11 protein-coding genes are annotated in these 14,044 nt (G+C 75.2%); 6 read left to right on the top strand and 5 right to left on the bottom strand.

Annotation, left to right across the window (positions count from 1 at the left end):
• Nucleotides 1-68 precede the first annotated feature (68 nt).
• Nucleotides 69-740 carry a septum formation initiator family protein gene (locus ABEB07_RS34075; protein ID WP_345671905.1) on the bottom strand — a complete coding sequence of 224 codons (672 nt, stop codon included), beginning with the start codon at nt 738-740 and terminating at the stop codon, nt 69-71.
• Nucleotides 741-772: 32 nt separating this feature from the next.
• Entirely contained in the window at nt 773-1,729 is a 957-nt protein-coding gene (gene rsmH / locus ABEB07_RS34070) for a 16S rRNA (cytosine(1402)-N(4))-methyltransferase RsmH (protein WP_176148608.1), read from the bottom strand.
• A 423-nt stretch (nt 1,730-2,152) separates the two neighbouring features.
• Between rsmH and ABEB07_RS34065 the strand changes: the two genes are divergently transcribed.
• The 4 genes from ABEB07_RS34065 to ABEB07_RS34050 all read left to right on the top strand — a co-directional run bounded on the left by ABEB07_RS34065 (nt 2,153) and on the right by ABEB07_RS34050 (nt 8,141).
• Complete coding sequence (locus ABEB07_RS34065) at nt 2,153-2,749, top strand: beta-class carbonic anhydrase (protein ID WP_345671902.1); 597 nt, start codon at nt 2,153-2,155, stop codon at nt 2,747-2,749.
• A gap of 429 nt (nt 2,750-3,178) precedes the next feature.
• The gene (locus ABEB07_RS34060) at nt 3,179-4,249 is read left to right on the top strand and encodes an AAA family ATPase (RefSeq protein ID WP_425589130.1); all 1,071 of its coding nucleotides are present in this window, start codon (nt 3,179-3,181) and stop codon (nt 4,247-4,249) included.
• Nucleotides 4,249-5,760, top strand: a complete 1,512-nt coding sequence (locus ABEB07_RS34055) for a DUF58 domain-containing protein (protein WP_345671900.1) — start codon at nt 4,249-4,251, stop codon at nt 5,758-5,760. Before ABEB07_RS34060 ends, ABEB07_RS34055 begins: the two co-directional genes overlap by 1 nt.
• Nucleotides 5,757-8,141 (top strand): transglutaminase TgpA family protein, encoded by a 2,385-nt coding sequence (locus ABEB07_RS34050; protein WP_345671899.1) that lies wholly within the window; start codon nt 5,757-5,759, stop codon nt 8,139-8,141. The genes ABEB07_RS34055 and ABEB07_RS34050 overlap by 4 nt, the downstream gene beginning before the upstream one ends.
• 456 nt (nt 8,142-8,597) lie before the next feature.
• Here the strand turns inward: ABEB07_RS34050 and ABEB07_RS34045 are convergent, their stop codons facing one another.
• From ABEB07_RS34045 to ABEB07_RS34035, 3 genes are all read right to left on the bottom strand, one after another.
• Nucleotides 8,598-8,987, bottom strand: coding sequence for a DUF3040 domain-containing protein (locus ABEB07_RS34045; RefSeq protein WP_164589913.1), 390 nt, complete (start codon nt 8,985-8,987; stop codon nt 8,598-8,600).
• A 297-nt stretch (nt 8,988-9,284) separates the two neighbouring features.
• Nucleotides 9,285-10,109 carry a methyltransferase gene (locus ABEB07_RS34040; protein WP_345671897.1) on the bottom strand — a complete coding sequence of 275 codons (825 nt, stop codon included), beginning with the start codon at nt 10,107-10,109 and terminating at the stop codon, nt 9,285-9,287.
• 90 nt (nt 10,110-10,199) lie between these two features.
• Nucleotides 10,200-10,781, bottom strand: a complete 582-nt coding sequence (locus tag ABEB07_RS34035; RefSeq protein ID WP_176148613.1) for an SAV_6107 family HEPN domain-containing protein — start codon at nt 10,779-10,781, stop codon at nt 10,200-10,202.
• A gap of 216 nt (nt 10,782-10,997) precedes the next feature.
• Here ABEB07_RS34035 and ABEB07_RS34030 point away from each other — a divergent pair, with 216 nt between their 5' ends.
• Nucleotides 10,998-11,909 carry an ATP-binding cassette domain-containing protein gene (locus tag ABEB07_RS34030; RefSeq protein WP_345671906.1) on the top strand — a complete coding sequence of 304 codons (912 nt, stop codon included), beginning with the start codon at nt 10,998-11,000 and terminating at the stop codon, nt 11,907-11,909.
• A complete protein-coding gene (locus tag ABEB07_RS34025) occupies nt 11,881-13,971 on the top strand; it encodes a YhgE/Pip domain-containing protein (RefSeq protein ID WP_345671896.1) in 2,091 nt (696 codons plus the stop codon). Before ABEB07_RS34030 ends, ABEB07_RS34025 begins: the two co-directional genes overlap by 29 nt.
• Nucleotides 13,972-14,044 lie beyond the last annotated feature (73 nt).

The following is a 14,044-nucleotide window of genomic DNA, read 5'->3' as shown; positions in this document are numbered from 1 at the left end:
GCCGGGGCGGGCGGGCCTGGCGGGGCCGGGCACGCGGCGGCGCGGCGGTTCCCTGTCGGTCACTTCCGTCACCTGCCGGGGGTCGTGGTGGTGGCTGGGCGGGGGGCCGCCGGGTCGGCGGGCGCGGCCCCGGGCTGCGCTGGGGCCGCTGGGGCCGCTGGAGACACGGCCTGCGGCGCGTCGGGCGCGGCGCCGTTCAGGGGGGTGGCCTCGGTCGGCAGGGGGGCCGCGGGGGCGCCGCCGGCGGACGCGGCGTCCGTCGGGAGGCCGTTCGCCGGGGTGGCGGTGGCGGGGTCCGGGGCGCCGATGAGGGACTCGGGCGGCCGTACCGCCACCGGCAGGTCCTGGTAGGCGGACTGCTCGGCGGTGGACTGCTCGGGGGCGGCCGAGGGGACGCCCTTGACGGTGCCGTCGGGGTTCAGGAAGGCCGGGTCGCCGCCGGGCACCATGCCGAGCTGCCGGGCGCGGCGCTCCAGGGCGTCGGGGGCGGAGTAGGAGTCGATGTCCCGCTGGAGGGCCTGTTCCTCGTCGGTGAGGTTCTTGGTGTCCTTCTGGAGGTCGTCCTGCTGGAACGCGCCTTCGCTGAGCGCGGAGTTCAGCACCAGCAGCCCGATCAGGCCGCCGCCGAGGAGCAGCACGACGAGGAGGACGAACGGCGTGCGGGCGGCCTGGCGCCGGTTGGCCGGGAAGAGCCGAGCCAGCCGGGCGGCGCGGCCCCTCAGTTCCGGTTTCCTGGTCACTGGCCCCCCTTGCCCCCCTCGCATCGATTGCCTCACTCGACGTCCGCCCTGACGCGCTCGACCCCGCGCAGCCGGGCCGGGGCCGCCCGCCGGTTCTCGGCGATCTCCTCCTCGGTGGGAAGTTCGGCACCGCGCGTCAGCAGCTTGAGCCGGGGCTGGTAGCGCTCGGGCACGACCGGCAGGCCGGGCGGCGCGGTGGTGGCGGCGCCGGCCGCGAACACCTGCTTGACGAGGCGGTCTTCGAGGGACTGGTACGCCAGTACGGCGATCCGCCCGCCGACGTCCAGGGCGCGCACCGCGGCCGGGACGGCCCGCTCCAGCACGGCGAGTTCGCCGTTGACCTCGATGCGCAGCGCCTGGAAGGTGCGCTTGGCCGGGTTGCCGCCGGTGCGCTTGGCGGCCTGCGGCAGCGCGTCGCGGATCAGCTCCACCAGGCGGGCGCTGTGCGCGAAGGGCTCCTTCTCGCGTTCGCGGACGATCGCGGAGACGATCCGCTTGGCCTGCTTCTCCTCGCCGTAGGCCCTGAGGATGCGGACCAGTTCGCCGGGCGGGTAGGTGTTGAGGACCTCGGCGGCGCTGATGCCGGTCGTCTGGTCCATGCGCATGTCCAGGGGCGCGTCCTGGGCGTAGGCGAAGCCGCGGTCGGCCTCGTCCAGCTGCATGGAGGAGACGCCGAGGTCGAACAGGACGCCCTGCACGCGCGCGATGCCGAGCCGGTCGAGCACCTCGGGCAGCTCGTCGTAGACGGCGTGCACCAGGGTGGCCCGGTCGCCGAAGGGAGCCAGGCGTTCGCCCGAAAGGCGCAGCGCCTCCTTGTCGCGGTCGAGGCCGACGAGGCGGGCCTCGGGGAAGCGGGTGAGCAGCGCCTCGCTGTGTCCGCCGAGGCCGAGGGTGCAGTCGACGACCACCGCCCCCGGCCGCTCCAGGGCGGGCGCCAGGAGGTCCAGGCACCGCTGGAGCATCACGGGGACGTGTCGGCTGTCGCTCAAGGGGGCCTCTCAGGTCCGGCGCGTCCCGCACGCACCGCCGGGTCCCCGACCGCTCACGAACGGTAGGCCCGACCGGCGCCGGAAGCGTCAGCCGACCGGGAGCGGGAGGAGGCCGAGCCGTACGTACGCGCCGCGCACGTGGGGAGACCGCCTGGGCGGGTGCCGGGGCCTCCGGGGAATGCATGTCCAGCGGGGAGAGCGGCGCCTCCCGCTTCGCGTCACTTTAGTCCACCGTGTCGCCCGGTCAATCAACCGGCCTGCGCGTCGCCCGACGGAGTGCCGCCGACACGGCTGTCCGGCGGGTTTCACCCGTAAGGAGGGGCGTAGCGGGCTGTGTGGAGTCGCTCACAACAAGCGACTGTGATGGTTTTTGTCCCCTCCCTTGAGAGGACCACGACGCGCATGACCAGTAACGTCATGAGTATGACGACTTCTGCATCAGTTCCCACCGGTCCCGCCGGTCCCGCCGTCCCCGCCGTCCCCGCCGGCTCCGCCGGCTCCGAGGGCGCCATAACGGACGCCGCCGTCATCGACAGCCTCGTCGCGGCGAACGCGGACTACGCCGACGCCTTCACCGATCCGGGAATGGACGCCCGGCCGGTCCGCCGGGTGACGGTCGTGGCCTGCATGGACGCCCGTATCGACCTGCACGCCGCGCTCGGCCTGCGGCTGGGCGACTGCCACACCATCCGCAACGCGGGCGGCGTGGTCACCGACGACGTGATCCGCTCCCTGGCCATCAGTCAGCGGGCGCTCGGCACCCGCAGCGTGGTGCTGATCCACCACACCAACTGCGGCATGGAGGCCATCACCGAGGAGTTCCGGCACGACCTGGAGATGGAGGTCGGCCAGCGGCCGTCCTGGGCGGTGGAGGCGTTCAAGGACGTCGACCAGGACGTGCGGCAGTCGATGCAGCGCGTGCGCACCTCGCCGTTCCTGCTGCACACCGACGACGTGCGCGGTTTCGTGTTCGACGTCCGCACGGGCCGGCTGCGCGAGATCGACCCGGCGACTGCCTGACGACGCCCGGGGCGCGGGCGCGGGGCGCGGAAGCGCGGTGCTCGGGGGCGCGGGTCGGGGGCGCGGGTCGGGGGCGCGCGGGTCCGGGGCGCGCGCCGGGGCGTACGGCCCTCGTCCTAGGGGCCGTACGGGGGCGGGCGGCGGTGCGGGGCCGGCGGGTGACATACAGGGAATCGCTGGTCGGGGTGGGCGGAACGCCGAGTTGTCACCCGGGAAAGGTCATAACACCTGACATATCGCGGCGAGTTATCCACAGGCGGATGACACGAATCGGTAACGGCGGCAAGAATGCGGGGGTGACGTCACGCGGAACGCCTCCGCGTGGGGTCCGTGTTGGGGGCAGGCCGGTCCGCGCCGCGGGGCGTCGGCCTGGAAAGCTGGGGTATCCCCCGCTCGTCCGAGAGCGGGGGAAGGGCCGAGGAGGGCCGGGTGACGACCTATGACGATCGGGCGAGCCATGGGGGTCTCCCCGCGCGGGCGACGCAGGGCGTGGGAGAGGATCTGACCGCCACCGCGGAGCGGGTCCGCGGTTCGGTGGAGCGGGTGATCGAGGGCAAGCCCGAGGTCGTACGGCTCGCGCTGACCGTGCTGCTCGCCGAGGGGCACCTCCTGATCGAGGACGTCCCCGGCGTCGGCAAGACGATGCTGGCCAAGGCGCTGGCGCGGTCCATCGACTGCTCCGTGCGGCGCATCCAGTTCACGCCCGACCTGCTGCCGTCGGACATCACCGGCGTGTCCATCTGGGACCAGCAGCGCCGCGACTTCGAGTTCAAGCCGGGCGCCATCTTCGCCCAGATCGTGATCGGCGACGAGATCAACCGCGCCTCCCCCAAGACCCAGTCCGCGCTGCTGGAGTCCATGGAGGAGCGGCAGGTCACCATCGACGGGCAGACCTACGAACTGCCCAGCCCCTTCATGGTGGTGGCCACGCAGAACCCGGTCGAGATGGAGGGCACCTACCCGCTGCCCGAGGCCCAGCGCGACCGGTTCATGGCCCGCGTCTCCATCGGCTACCCCAGCCCGGAGGCCGAGTTGCGGATGCTGGACGTGCACGGCGCGGTGAGTCCGCTGGACGACCTCCAGCCGGTGGCGCACGCGCACGACATCGTCAAGCTGATCGACGCCGTGCGCGGCGTGCACGTCGCCGCCGCCGTACGGCGCTACGCGGTCGACCTGGTCGCCGCCACCCGTACGCATCCCGACCTCCGGCTCGGCGCCTCGCCGCGCGCGACGCTGCACCTGCTGCGCGCGGCGAAGGCGGCCGCGGCCCTGAGCGGCCGGGAGTACGCCCTGCCGGACGACGTGCAGGCGCTCGCGGTGGCGGTCCTCGCCCACCGGTTGCTGCCCACCGCCCAGGCCCAGCTCAACCGGCGCACCGCGGAACAGGTCGCCCAGGAGATCGTGCGGCACACGCCGGTGCCCGCGGCGGCCCAGGCCGGCGGCCTCGGCTCCGGCCACACCACACCGGAGTTCGGCCGGCACCAGCCGCGGAGGCTGTGATGACCGAAGCGGGGGCCCCGCGCCCGGAGGACGACCCGGCCGACAAGGGCGGGGTGCGCACCGCGCTGGCCGGGCTGACCACCCGCGGGCGCTCCTTCCTGGCCGCCGGGATCGCGGCCGCCGTCTGCGCCTACGTCCTCGGCCAGCCCGGACTGCTGCGGGTCGGCCTGCTGCTCGCCGTGCTGCCGCTGGTCTGCGCGGCCGTGCTGTACCGCACCCGCTACCGGGTGACCGGCAACCGCCGGCTCTCCCCCGCCCGGGTGCCCGCCGGCAGCGAGGCCCGCGTGCACCTGCGGATGGACAACGTCTCCCGGCTGCCGACCGGTCTGCTGATGCTCCAGGACCGGGTGCCGTACGTGCTCGGGCCGCGCCCCCGCTTCGTCCTCGACCGGGTGGAGCCCGGCGGCCGCCGCGAGGTGTCCTACCGGGTCCGCTCCGACCTGCGCGGGCGGTACCCGCTGGGGCCGCTGCAACTGCGCCTGACGGACCCGTTCGGCATGTGCGAACTGACCCGTTCCTTCTCCTCGTTCGACACCCTGACCGTCATACCGCGGGTGGCGCCGCTGCCACCGGTCCGCCTGTCCGGCGAGGCCAAGGGGTACGGCGAGGGCCACCGGCGCGCGCCGGCGCTGGCCGGCGAGGACGACGTCATCCCGCGCGGCTACCGCTACGGCGACGATCTGCGCCGCGTGCACTGGCGCTCCACCGCGCGCTACGGCGAGTTGATGGTGCGCCGCGAGGAGCAGCCGCACCGCGCCCGCTGCACGGTGCTGCTGGACACCCGGGCCGTCGCCTTCCGCGGCGCGGGCCCCGACTCGGCCTTCGAGTGGGCGGTGTCCGCCGCCGCCTCGGTGCTGGTGCACATGCTGGAGCGGGGTTTCACGGTGCGGCTGCTGACCGACACGGGCGACTCGGTGCCCGGCGAGAGCCCCGACGGGTTCTCCGGGGCCGGGCAGGAGTCGGCGGACGCGGCCGGGCTGATGATGGACACCCTCGCCGTGATCGACCACTCCGACGGGGCGGGTCTGTCCCGCGCCTACGACGTGCTGCGCGGCGGCGGCGAGGGACTGCTGGTCGCCTTCTTCGGCGGCCTCGACGAGACACAGGCCGCGGTGGCGGCGAAGATGCGGCAGCGCAGCGGGGGCGCGGTGGCCTTCGTGCTGGACGACGAGACGTGGACGCGGGGGGCGGCCGGCGCGGCCGATCCCGGCGGGCCGGGGCTGCTGCGGTTGCTGCGCGACGCGGGCTGGACGGCCGTGGGCGTGACCCGCGGCGCCTCGCTGGAAGAACTCTGGCGCCGCGCCGACCACGAGCGCGCCGCCGCCGGGGGCCTGGGATCCGGCGGCGGGTACGGCGGCGGCCACGGCGGCACGGGGGCCGCGGGCGGCGGGTACGGCGGCGGTGGGACAGGCGGCGGGGGCGGCTCGGCGTTCGGGGCCGGTTCCGCGGTGGCGGGCGGCGCCCGGTCCGGCGCGGCGGGCGGTACGGGCTTCGGGGAGGGGCGCGGATGAGCGGGCGGACCCGGCTGGAGTTGAGCGCCGCGGTGGCGACGCTGCTGGCGGCCTGCGCGCTGCTGCCGCTGGTCGGCTCCTCCCGGTGGATCATGCAGGCCGCGCTGCTGGTGGCGGTGCAGTCGGCCACGGGCGCGGCGGCCCGGCGGGTGCCGCTGCCGCGGCCGCTGACCGTGCTGGTGCAGGCCCTGGTGACGCTGGTGCTGCTGACCCTGGTCTTCGCCCGGGGCCACGCCCTGGCCGGACTGGTGCCGGGCCCCGACGCCTTCCGGTACCTGGTCGACCTGTTGCAGCAGGGCGCCGACGACGTCAGCCGGTACGCCACCCCGGCGCCGCTGACCGACGGCATCCGGCTGATGCTGGTCGGCGGTGTCCTGGTGATCGGGCTGCTGGTGGACGCCCTCGCGGTCACCTTCCGCAGCGCCGCCCCCGCCGGGCTGCCGCTGCTCGCGCTGTACTCCGTGGCCGCGGGCCTGGCCACCGGCGACTGGGACTGGCTGTGGTTCGTCCTCGCGGCGGCGGGCTATCTGATGCTGCTGCTGGCCGAGGGCCGGGGCCGGCTCTCCCAGTGGGGCCGGGTGTTCAGCGGTGCGGCGCGCCCGCCGGGCCGGGAGTCCGGCGGCGCGCCCGCGCCGGTGCGCACCGGACGCCGCATCGGCGCGCTCGCGCTGGGCGTCGCCCTGGTGGTGCCGCTCGCGCTGCCGGCGATGGACGGCGGACTGCTGGGCCCCGCCGGGCCGGGCGTCGGCGGCGGCGTCGGGGGCGGCGGCACGATCTCCGCGGTGAACCCGCTCGTCTCGCTGCGCGACAGCCTGAACGTCGACCAGGACCGCACGGTCCTGAGCCTGCGCACCAACGCCGCGGACGCCTCCGACCTGTACCTGCGCATCGTCTCCCTGGACGACTTCGACGGCACCACCTGGAAACCGTCCCAGCGGCACATCGTCGGGGTGCCGGACCCGCTGCCCACCCCGGCCGGCCTCAGCGGCGACGTCAGACGCGCGGAGATCACCACGACGGTCTCCGCGGCCGACTGGTACGCCCAGGACTGGCTGCCGATGCCGTACCCGCCCAGCGGCGTACGGGTCAAGGGCAACTGGCGCTACGAACCGGTGGGCATGACGCTGGTCGGCGACCACGGACAGAACACCCGCGGGCTGTCGTACGAGGTCCGGAGCCTGGACGTGCAGCCGACGGCGGCGCAGCTGGCCGACGCGCCGAACCCGTCCGGCGCGCTGAAGCACGAGTACACCGAGGTGCCCCGGTCGCTGCCGGAGATCGTCGGGATCACCGCGCGCGCGGTGACCGACGGGGCGGCCAACCACTACGAGCAGGCGGTCAAGCTCCAGGACTGGTTCGCCCTGGACGGCGGCTTCCAGTACGACACCCGGGTCGAGGTGGGCACCGGCTCGCAGGCGATCGCCAAGTTCCTCAAGGACAAGCGGGGCTTCTGCGTCCACTTCTCCTTCGCGATGGCCGCGATGGCCCGCACGCTGGGCATCCCCGCCCGGGTGGCGGTCGGCTTCGCGCCCGGCGCGCCGCAGGGCGACGGCACGCTCGCGGTGGGGCTGAAGGACGCGCACGCCTGGCCCGAGCTGTACTTCGAGGGCGTCGGCTGGACCCGCTTCGAACCGACCCCGACGCGGGGCACGCTGCCGCAGTACACCCGGTCGGACACCCCGGACACGAGCCTGCCGAACCCGACGGCGCCGTCCCCGTCGGCGAGCGCGGCCCCGTCCGCCTCGGCCCCGGCGAGCACGGCGTGCCCGCCGGCGCAGCGGCGGCTGCGGGAGTGCCCGAGCCCGTCGGCTCAGGCGGCGCTGCCGGTCGACGGCGGCGGTCCGCGCTGGTGGGCGGTCGCGGCGTGGACGCTGGGCGGGGCGGTGGTCGTGGTGCTCCCGCTGCTGCCGCTGCTGTGGCGCCGCAGGGCGCGGTCGGTGCGGCTCGGCGCGCACGGGCGGGGTGCGGCGGACGCCGCGCCGCACACGCTGGCCGTCTGGCGGGAACTGACCGACACGGCGTGGGACTTCGGGATCCCGCCGGACGACTCGCAGACGCCGCGCAAGGCGGCGGCGCGGATCGTCCGGCTCGGGCGGCTCGATCCGGTGACCGCGGAGTCGGTGCACCGGCTGGCCGACGCGGTGGAGCAGGTGCTCTACGCGCCGCGGCCGCGTCCGGTGGCCGGGCTGGCCGAGGACGCCCGCCGGGCCGCCGCGGGCCTGGGCGCCACCGCCTCCCGCACGGCCAGGCTGCGCGCCGCCCTGGCCCCCCGCTCGGCTGCCCGCCTGGTGTGGGCCCTCGCCGACCGCTGGTCGGCGCTGAGATCCCGCACGGAGGCCCTGCGCCCGCCCCCGCGCCGCCCGTCACGCCAGCAGGGCTAGCCCCACCCGCACGGCATGGGGGCGATCAGCCGGTCGCCCCCACGTGCGGCGGGCGACTGATCGTCCCCGGGACGGCGCTACGCCCAGCCTGCCCGGGCAGGCTGTGTCACCGCGTCCGGCGGGACGGCGTCATCGCGTCCGAAGAAGCAGCGTCGCCGCGCCCGGGCAGACGGCGCCACCGTGAGTGGAGAGGCAGCGTCACCCCGCCCGGAGAAACGGCATCACCGCGTCCGAAGAGGCAGCGCCGCCGCGCCCGGGCAGGCGGCGCCACCGTGAATGGAGAGGCGGCGTCACCCTTCCTGGCGAGGGCGGTGCCGTGCCCCGAGAGGCGGCGTCGCCGGGCCGGACGGTGGCCGTCGGGCGGGCCGTCGGCTTCGCTCGGCGGCCGGGGGCGGACAGCGGTGAGGGGCCGACCACTCGTCGTGGTCGGCCCCTCACCGTCGTAGGAGGTCGGGCCTAGTGGCCCTGTTCGTCGCGGCGGCGCTGCCAGCGCTGTTCGATGCGGTCCATCATGGAGCGCTTGGCCCGCACCGGGCGGCGGGCGTGCGGGCCGCCGACGGGCTGCTCGCCCGGCTTGGGGGCCTTGCGCCAGCCGGTCACGGCCAGCACGGCACAGCCGAGCATGACCAGGAAGCCCACGACGCTCACCCATGTCCGCTGGGTGACCACACCCGCCATGAGGAGCGCGATACCCACGAGGAAGCCCGCGACCGCCTGGTAGACCCGCCGCCGGGTGTACGTACGCAGCCCGCTTCCCTCGAGCGCCGACGCGAACTTGGGATCTTCGGCGTACAGCGCTCGCTCCATCTGCTCGAGCATGCGCTGCTCGTGCTCCGAGAGCGGCACGGAGTCCTCCTCATCATGCAGTCGCCGGGGGGCGACCGGGGGGGTCCCTTCAGGATAGGCAGGGAATCGCCCCCGTGAAACCCGCCCCTCTGCGCCAACTGGCCAACCTGATCCGCCACGGCGGGCCCGGCTCGCTGAGGCTTCCATTCCCCGGCGGCCGACCCGTCATGCCGGACGGTCTCCCTCGATCATACGGCGCACCGTGCGGGAGCGGGGGGCCTGTGGCGCACTCCATGCCCGGCCGGGCAGCCGATCGGCGGCCCGGCCCAGGAGTGGCCCCGGGCCCCACCGACCCGCTCAGGCCCCGCCGGTGGCCGGGGTCTCGCCGAGTACGTGAAGCTGCGTGGCCACGGAGTGGAAGGCCGGCAGCTCGGCAGCGGCCGCCTCCAGCTCCAGCAGCGCGTCCAGCGTGCCGGGCTCGGTGTCCACCAGCACCCCGGGCACGAGGTCGGCGAAGACCCGTACGCCGTGCACCGCGCCGACGGTCAGGCCCGCGCCCTCGACGAGCGCGGTGAGCTGCTCGGCGGTGAAGCGGCGCGGCACCGGGTCGCCCTCGCCCCAGCGTCCGTCGGGGTCGCCCAGGGCCCGCCGGGCCTCCTTGAAGTGGCCGGCCAGGGCCCGGGCGAGCACCGCTCCGCCGAGGCCGGCGGCGAGCAGGCTGAGGACGCCCTCGGCGCGCAGCGCGGCGACCGCGTTGCGCAGGCCCTCGGCGGGGTCGTCCACGTACTCCAGGACGCCGTGGCACAGCACCGCGTCGTAGCCGCCGCGCTCGACCACGTCGAACAGTCCGTGCGCGTCGCCCTGCACGCCGCGCACCCGGTCGGCGACGCCGGCCTCCGCGGCGCGGCGCTCCAGGGCGAACAGCGCGTTGGGGCTGGGGTCGACCACGGTGACCCGGTGGCCGAGACCGGCGAGCGGCACGGCGAAGTTGCCGCTGCCGCCGCCGGTGTCGAGGACGTCCAGCGCCTCCCGGCCGGTGGCCTTGACCCGCCGGTCCAGGGCGTCCCGCAGCACCTCCCAGACCACGGCGGTACGCAGTGAGGCGCGGGGGCGGGCGGGGCCGGGGCGCAGCGGCGTCTTGTGCTGGTGGGGGGAGACGGGCGGGCGCATCGGGTCCGACACGGCTGTTGACTCCTCGCGGCGGCACCGCCTCTTGCGCGGCGGGGCGATCGGGCTGCCTGCCCGGCCCGGGAAACGGGAGGCGGGAAGGCTTCAGGCACTCTCCACCCTATTGCCTCCGCCGCCGCCCGTGCCCGTCGCCTCGGCGCCGCCGCCCTCCCCCTCCCCCGGGCGGGGCTGCGGCAGTACCGGCTGGAGGACCAGCATCCGTTCCACGATGCGCAGGAACATCGCCACGTCGCGTATCAGGTCGTCGGCGTCCCGGCGGCCGGCCGCGCCCTGGACGCCCGCCTCGGCCAGCGCGCGGCGGCGGGCGCCCGAGGCGAACAGCGCGCTCCACTCGGTCAGTTCGGGCGCTATCTCGGGCAGGACCTCCCAGGCGCTGCGGATCCGGGCCCGGCGCCTGGGGCTGGTCTCGGGGCGGCCGCGCGCGGCGAGCACGGCGGCGGCGGTGCGCAGGGCGGCGAGGTGGGCGGTGGCGTAGCGCTCGTTGGGCTGTTCCAGGACGGTGGCCTCGTCGAGTCCGGCGCGGGCCTGGGCGAGCAGGTCGAGGGCGGCGGGCGGGGCCGTGGCCCGGCGGAGCACGGGGTGCACGTCGCTCGCCGGGCCGGTCAGTGAGGGGGCAGGGCTCAGGGCGCGGCGCCGGCCTGCGGCGGCTGCGGACGAGTGGGCCATGACGAACCTCCTGTCGTCTGGGTCACGGCACAGGTGCCGTATGTGCCCATCGTGAGGTATGCCACTGACAATCCGTTCTGACCTGGACTTTTGCTTGGATCGCGAAATCGGGGGTAGTTTTTGCACTGACCAGTCAGTTCAATTGACTCCAGGGGGAGGGGAAGGCCCGTGGACGGCGCCGAGGACCCGCGGGACACCCCGCACACCCCGCACGAGATGGCCGGCCCCGCGGGCGACACCCCGCGAGAGGCCGTACCCGGCCCCGCGGACGACGATCCGCGCGGTCTCGCCGTCGTGGCCCGCGGGTTCGGGCTGCGCGGGCCACGCGGCTGGGCGTTCCGCGACGTGGACGTCGACGCGCCGCCCGGTTCCCTGATCGCCGTCGTGGGCCCGTCCGGGTCCGGCCGCACCTGTCTGCTGCTGGCCCTCACCGGACGGATGAAGCCCACCGAAGGAGTGGCCGAGGTGGGCGGTCTCAAACCTCCCCGGCACATGTCCGCCCTGCGCCGGGTCAGCGCGCCGGCCAACGTCCCCGGCGTCACCGACCTCGAACCCGCCCTCACCGTCGGCGAGCACCTGCGCGAACGGGCGCTGCTCCAGGACCGGTTCGGCACCGCGCCGCGCGCCCTGCTGCGCTCGCGCGCCCGGCGGCGGGCCGAGCGGCGGGAGGCGACGGACGCGGCGCTGGCCGCCGCCGGGCTCGACCTCGCGGCGCTGCCCAAGGGCGCCCGGACCGCCGTGCGCGATCTGGAGCGGCTGGAGGCGCTGCGTCTGTCCGTCGCCCTGGCCCTGATGTCCGGGCCGCGGCTGCTCGCCGTGGACGACGCCGACTACAAGCTCTCGGCCGCCGAACGGGCGGAGGTGTGGGAGCTGTTGGGCTCCCTGGCCGCGTCCGGCACGACCGTGCTGGCGGTGTGCTCGGAGGCGCCCGAGGGCGCGGTGACCGTCTCCACCACCGGTTCCCGCGGGCCGGCGACCACCCGCGACGGCGGCCCCACCGCCGAGGACGAGACCGCCGAGGACGAGGCCGACCAGGGCAGGGGCGCCCAGGGAGAGGCTGCCGAGGGCGAGTTCGCCGACGACGAGAAGGGGGCGGCCGATGCGCTCGCCGAGACTGGCCGCTCTTGAGCTGAGGCGCTTCGGCCGCGGGAAGCTGCCGCGCGCCGCCCTGGTGGCGCTGCTCGTGCTGCCGCTGCTCTACGGCGCGCTGTACCTGTGGTCCTTCTGGGACCCGTACGGCCGTCTGGACCGGGTGCCGGTGGCGCTGGTGGACGAGGACCGGGGGGCCACGGCGGACGGCCGCCGGATCACCGCGGGGGACGACCTCACCGAGCAGTTGCTCAAGAGCGAGGTGTTCGACTGGCACCGGGTGAGCGCCGACGAGGCCCGCCGGGGCGTCGAGGACGGCACGTACTACCTCTCGCTCACCATGCCCGCCGACTTCAGCGAGCGGATCGCCTCCAGCTCGGGCGGCTCCCCCGAGACCAGCGCGCTCCAGGTCCGGACGAACGACGCCAACAACTACATCGTCGGGCAGATCTCCAAGACGGTGTTCAACGAGGTCCGCAGCGCCGCCTCCGCCAAGACCTCGCGGTCCTTCCTGGACCGGATCTTCATCTCGTTCTCCGACATCCACGGGCAGACGGTCAAGGCCGCCAAGGGCGCCGACCAGCTCGACAGCGGCATCGGCAAGGCCAAGAAGGGCTCCCAGGACCTCGCCGACGGTCTGACGGAGGCCAAGAAGGGCAGCGGCAAGCTCGCCAAGGGCCTGCGCAGGCTCGACACCGGCGCGGGCGACCTGGAGAGCGGATCGCGGCAGGTCGCCGACGGCACCCAGACCCTCGCCGACAAGGTCAACGGGGTGAACGCGAAGGTCGGGCCGTTCGTCAGGGACAACGAGAAGACGATCGGCGACTCCGCCCGGGTGGTCGCCGACTCTGCCGGAGCGATCCGCCGCAACCTCGCCTCGCTGGTGGACAAGGCCCCGGCCGCCGCGAAGGCCGCCCACGCCTCGGCCGCCGTCCTGGACGACGTCTACGCCCGGCGCTGCGCCGAGCCGGGCGCCGCACTGCCCGACCCCGGCTGCCCCGACCTGAAGAAGGCCGAGGAGGCCGCCGCCGACGTGGCGGCCGTCGCCGACGACCTCGACACGCTGATCGCGGACAACGACGGCGACCTGAAGAAGCTCGACACCGATCTCGCCGGCCTCCAGAAGCAGGCCCAGGCGCTCGCCGATCGCGCCCCGCACCTGTCCGAGGACCTGGCCGACGCCGTCAAGAAGATCAACAAGCTCAACGAGGGCGCGGGCGAGGTCGCAGCGGGCGCCAAGAAGCTGCACACCGGGATCGGCACGGCCAAGACCGGCGCCACCGGCCTGGACGACGGCGTCGGCAAGCTGGAGACGGGCGCCACGGATCTGAACGGCGGCATGTACAAGCTGGCCGACGGCTCCGGGAAGCTGGCCGGCGGGCTGCACGCGGGCGCGAAGAAGATCCCGGACTACGACAAGAAGGACCGCGACCGGCGCACCGGAGTGATGGCCGACCCGGTCCAGCTGGCCTCCCGGGACCTGCACCACGCGCCCAACTACGGCACCGGTTTCGCCCCCTACTTCATCCCGCTGTCCCTGTGGGTGGGCGCCATGGTGGCGTACATGCTGATCCCGCCGATGAACCGGCGGGCGCTGGCCGCGGGCGCGTCCTCGTGGCGGATCGCGCTGGCCGGCTGGCTGCCGGTGGCCGCGGTCGGGGTGCTCCAGACGGCGGCCCTGATGGCGGTGCTGCACTGGGGGGTCGGGCTGGAGATGACCCGCGCGGCGGGCACGATCGCCTTCCTGTTCCTGGTGGCGGCGTGCTTCGCGGCGATCGTTCAGTGGCTGAACGCGCGCTTCGGACCGGCCGGCCGGATCCTCGTCCTGGCCCTGCTGATGCTCCAGTTGACGTCCGCCGGCGGCACCTACCCGGTGCAGACGAGTCCCGGCTTCTTCAACGCCCTGCACCCCTTCCTGCCGATGAGCTACGTCGTCGACGCCCTGAGGAGGCTGATCACCGGCGGCGGTCTGGCGCCGGTGTGGGCGGCCTGCGCGGTGCTCGCGGGCTTCACCGCGGCGGCGCTGGCGCTGACCGCGCTGGCGGCCCGGCGGCGGCAGGTGTGGACCCTGGACCGGCTGCACCCGGAGCTGAGCCTGTGACCCGCCCGTCCGCCTCCCGTTCCCTACCCGCCTCCGTACCCGTCGAGCCCGCCGGACGGTCCGCACCTGTGAG

Origin of the sequence: Streptomyces similanensis (assembly GCF_039543625.1) — a bacterium.
Taxonomy (GTDB): Bacteria; Actinomycetota; Actinomycetes; order Streptomycetales; family Streptomycetaceae; genus Streptomyces; species Streptomyces similanensis.
This window is presented reverse-complemented; position numbering and strand designations above follow the sequence as displayed.

Excerpts from the sequence above, each read along its gene's own strand:
- ABEB07_RS34055 (WP_345671900.1), top strand. The coding sequence starts at position 4,249 with ATGACCGAAGCGGGGGCCCCGCGCCCGGAGGACGACCCGGCCGACAAG.
- ABEB07_RS34035 (WP_176148613.1), bottom strand. The coding sequence starts at position 10,781 with ATGGCCCACTCGTCCGCAGCCGCCGCAGGCCGGCGCCGCGCCCTGAGC.
- ABEB07_RS34025 (WP_345671896.1), top strand. The coding sequence starts at position 11,881 with ATGCGCTCGCCGAGACTGGCCGCTCTTGAGCTGAGGCGCTTCGGCCGC.
- ABEB07_RS34065 (WP_345671902.1), top strand. The coding sequence starts at position 2,153 with ATGACGACTTCTGCATCAGTTCCCACCGGTCCCGCCGGTCCCGCCGTC.
- ABEB07_RS34050 (WP_345671899.1), top strand. The coding sequence starts at position 5,757 with ATGAGCGGGCGGACCCGGCTGGAGTTGAGCGCCGCGGTGGCGACGCTG.
- ABEB07_RS34030 (WP_345671906.1), top strand. The coding sequence starts at position 10,998 with ATGGCCGGCCCCGCGGGCGACACCCCGCGAGAGGCCGTACCCGGCCCC.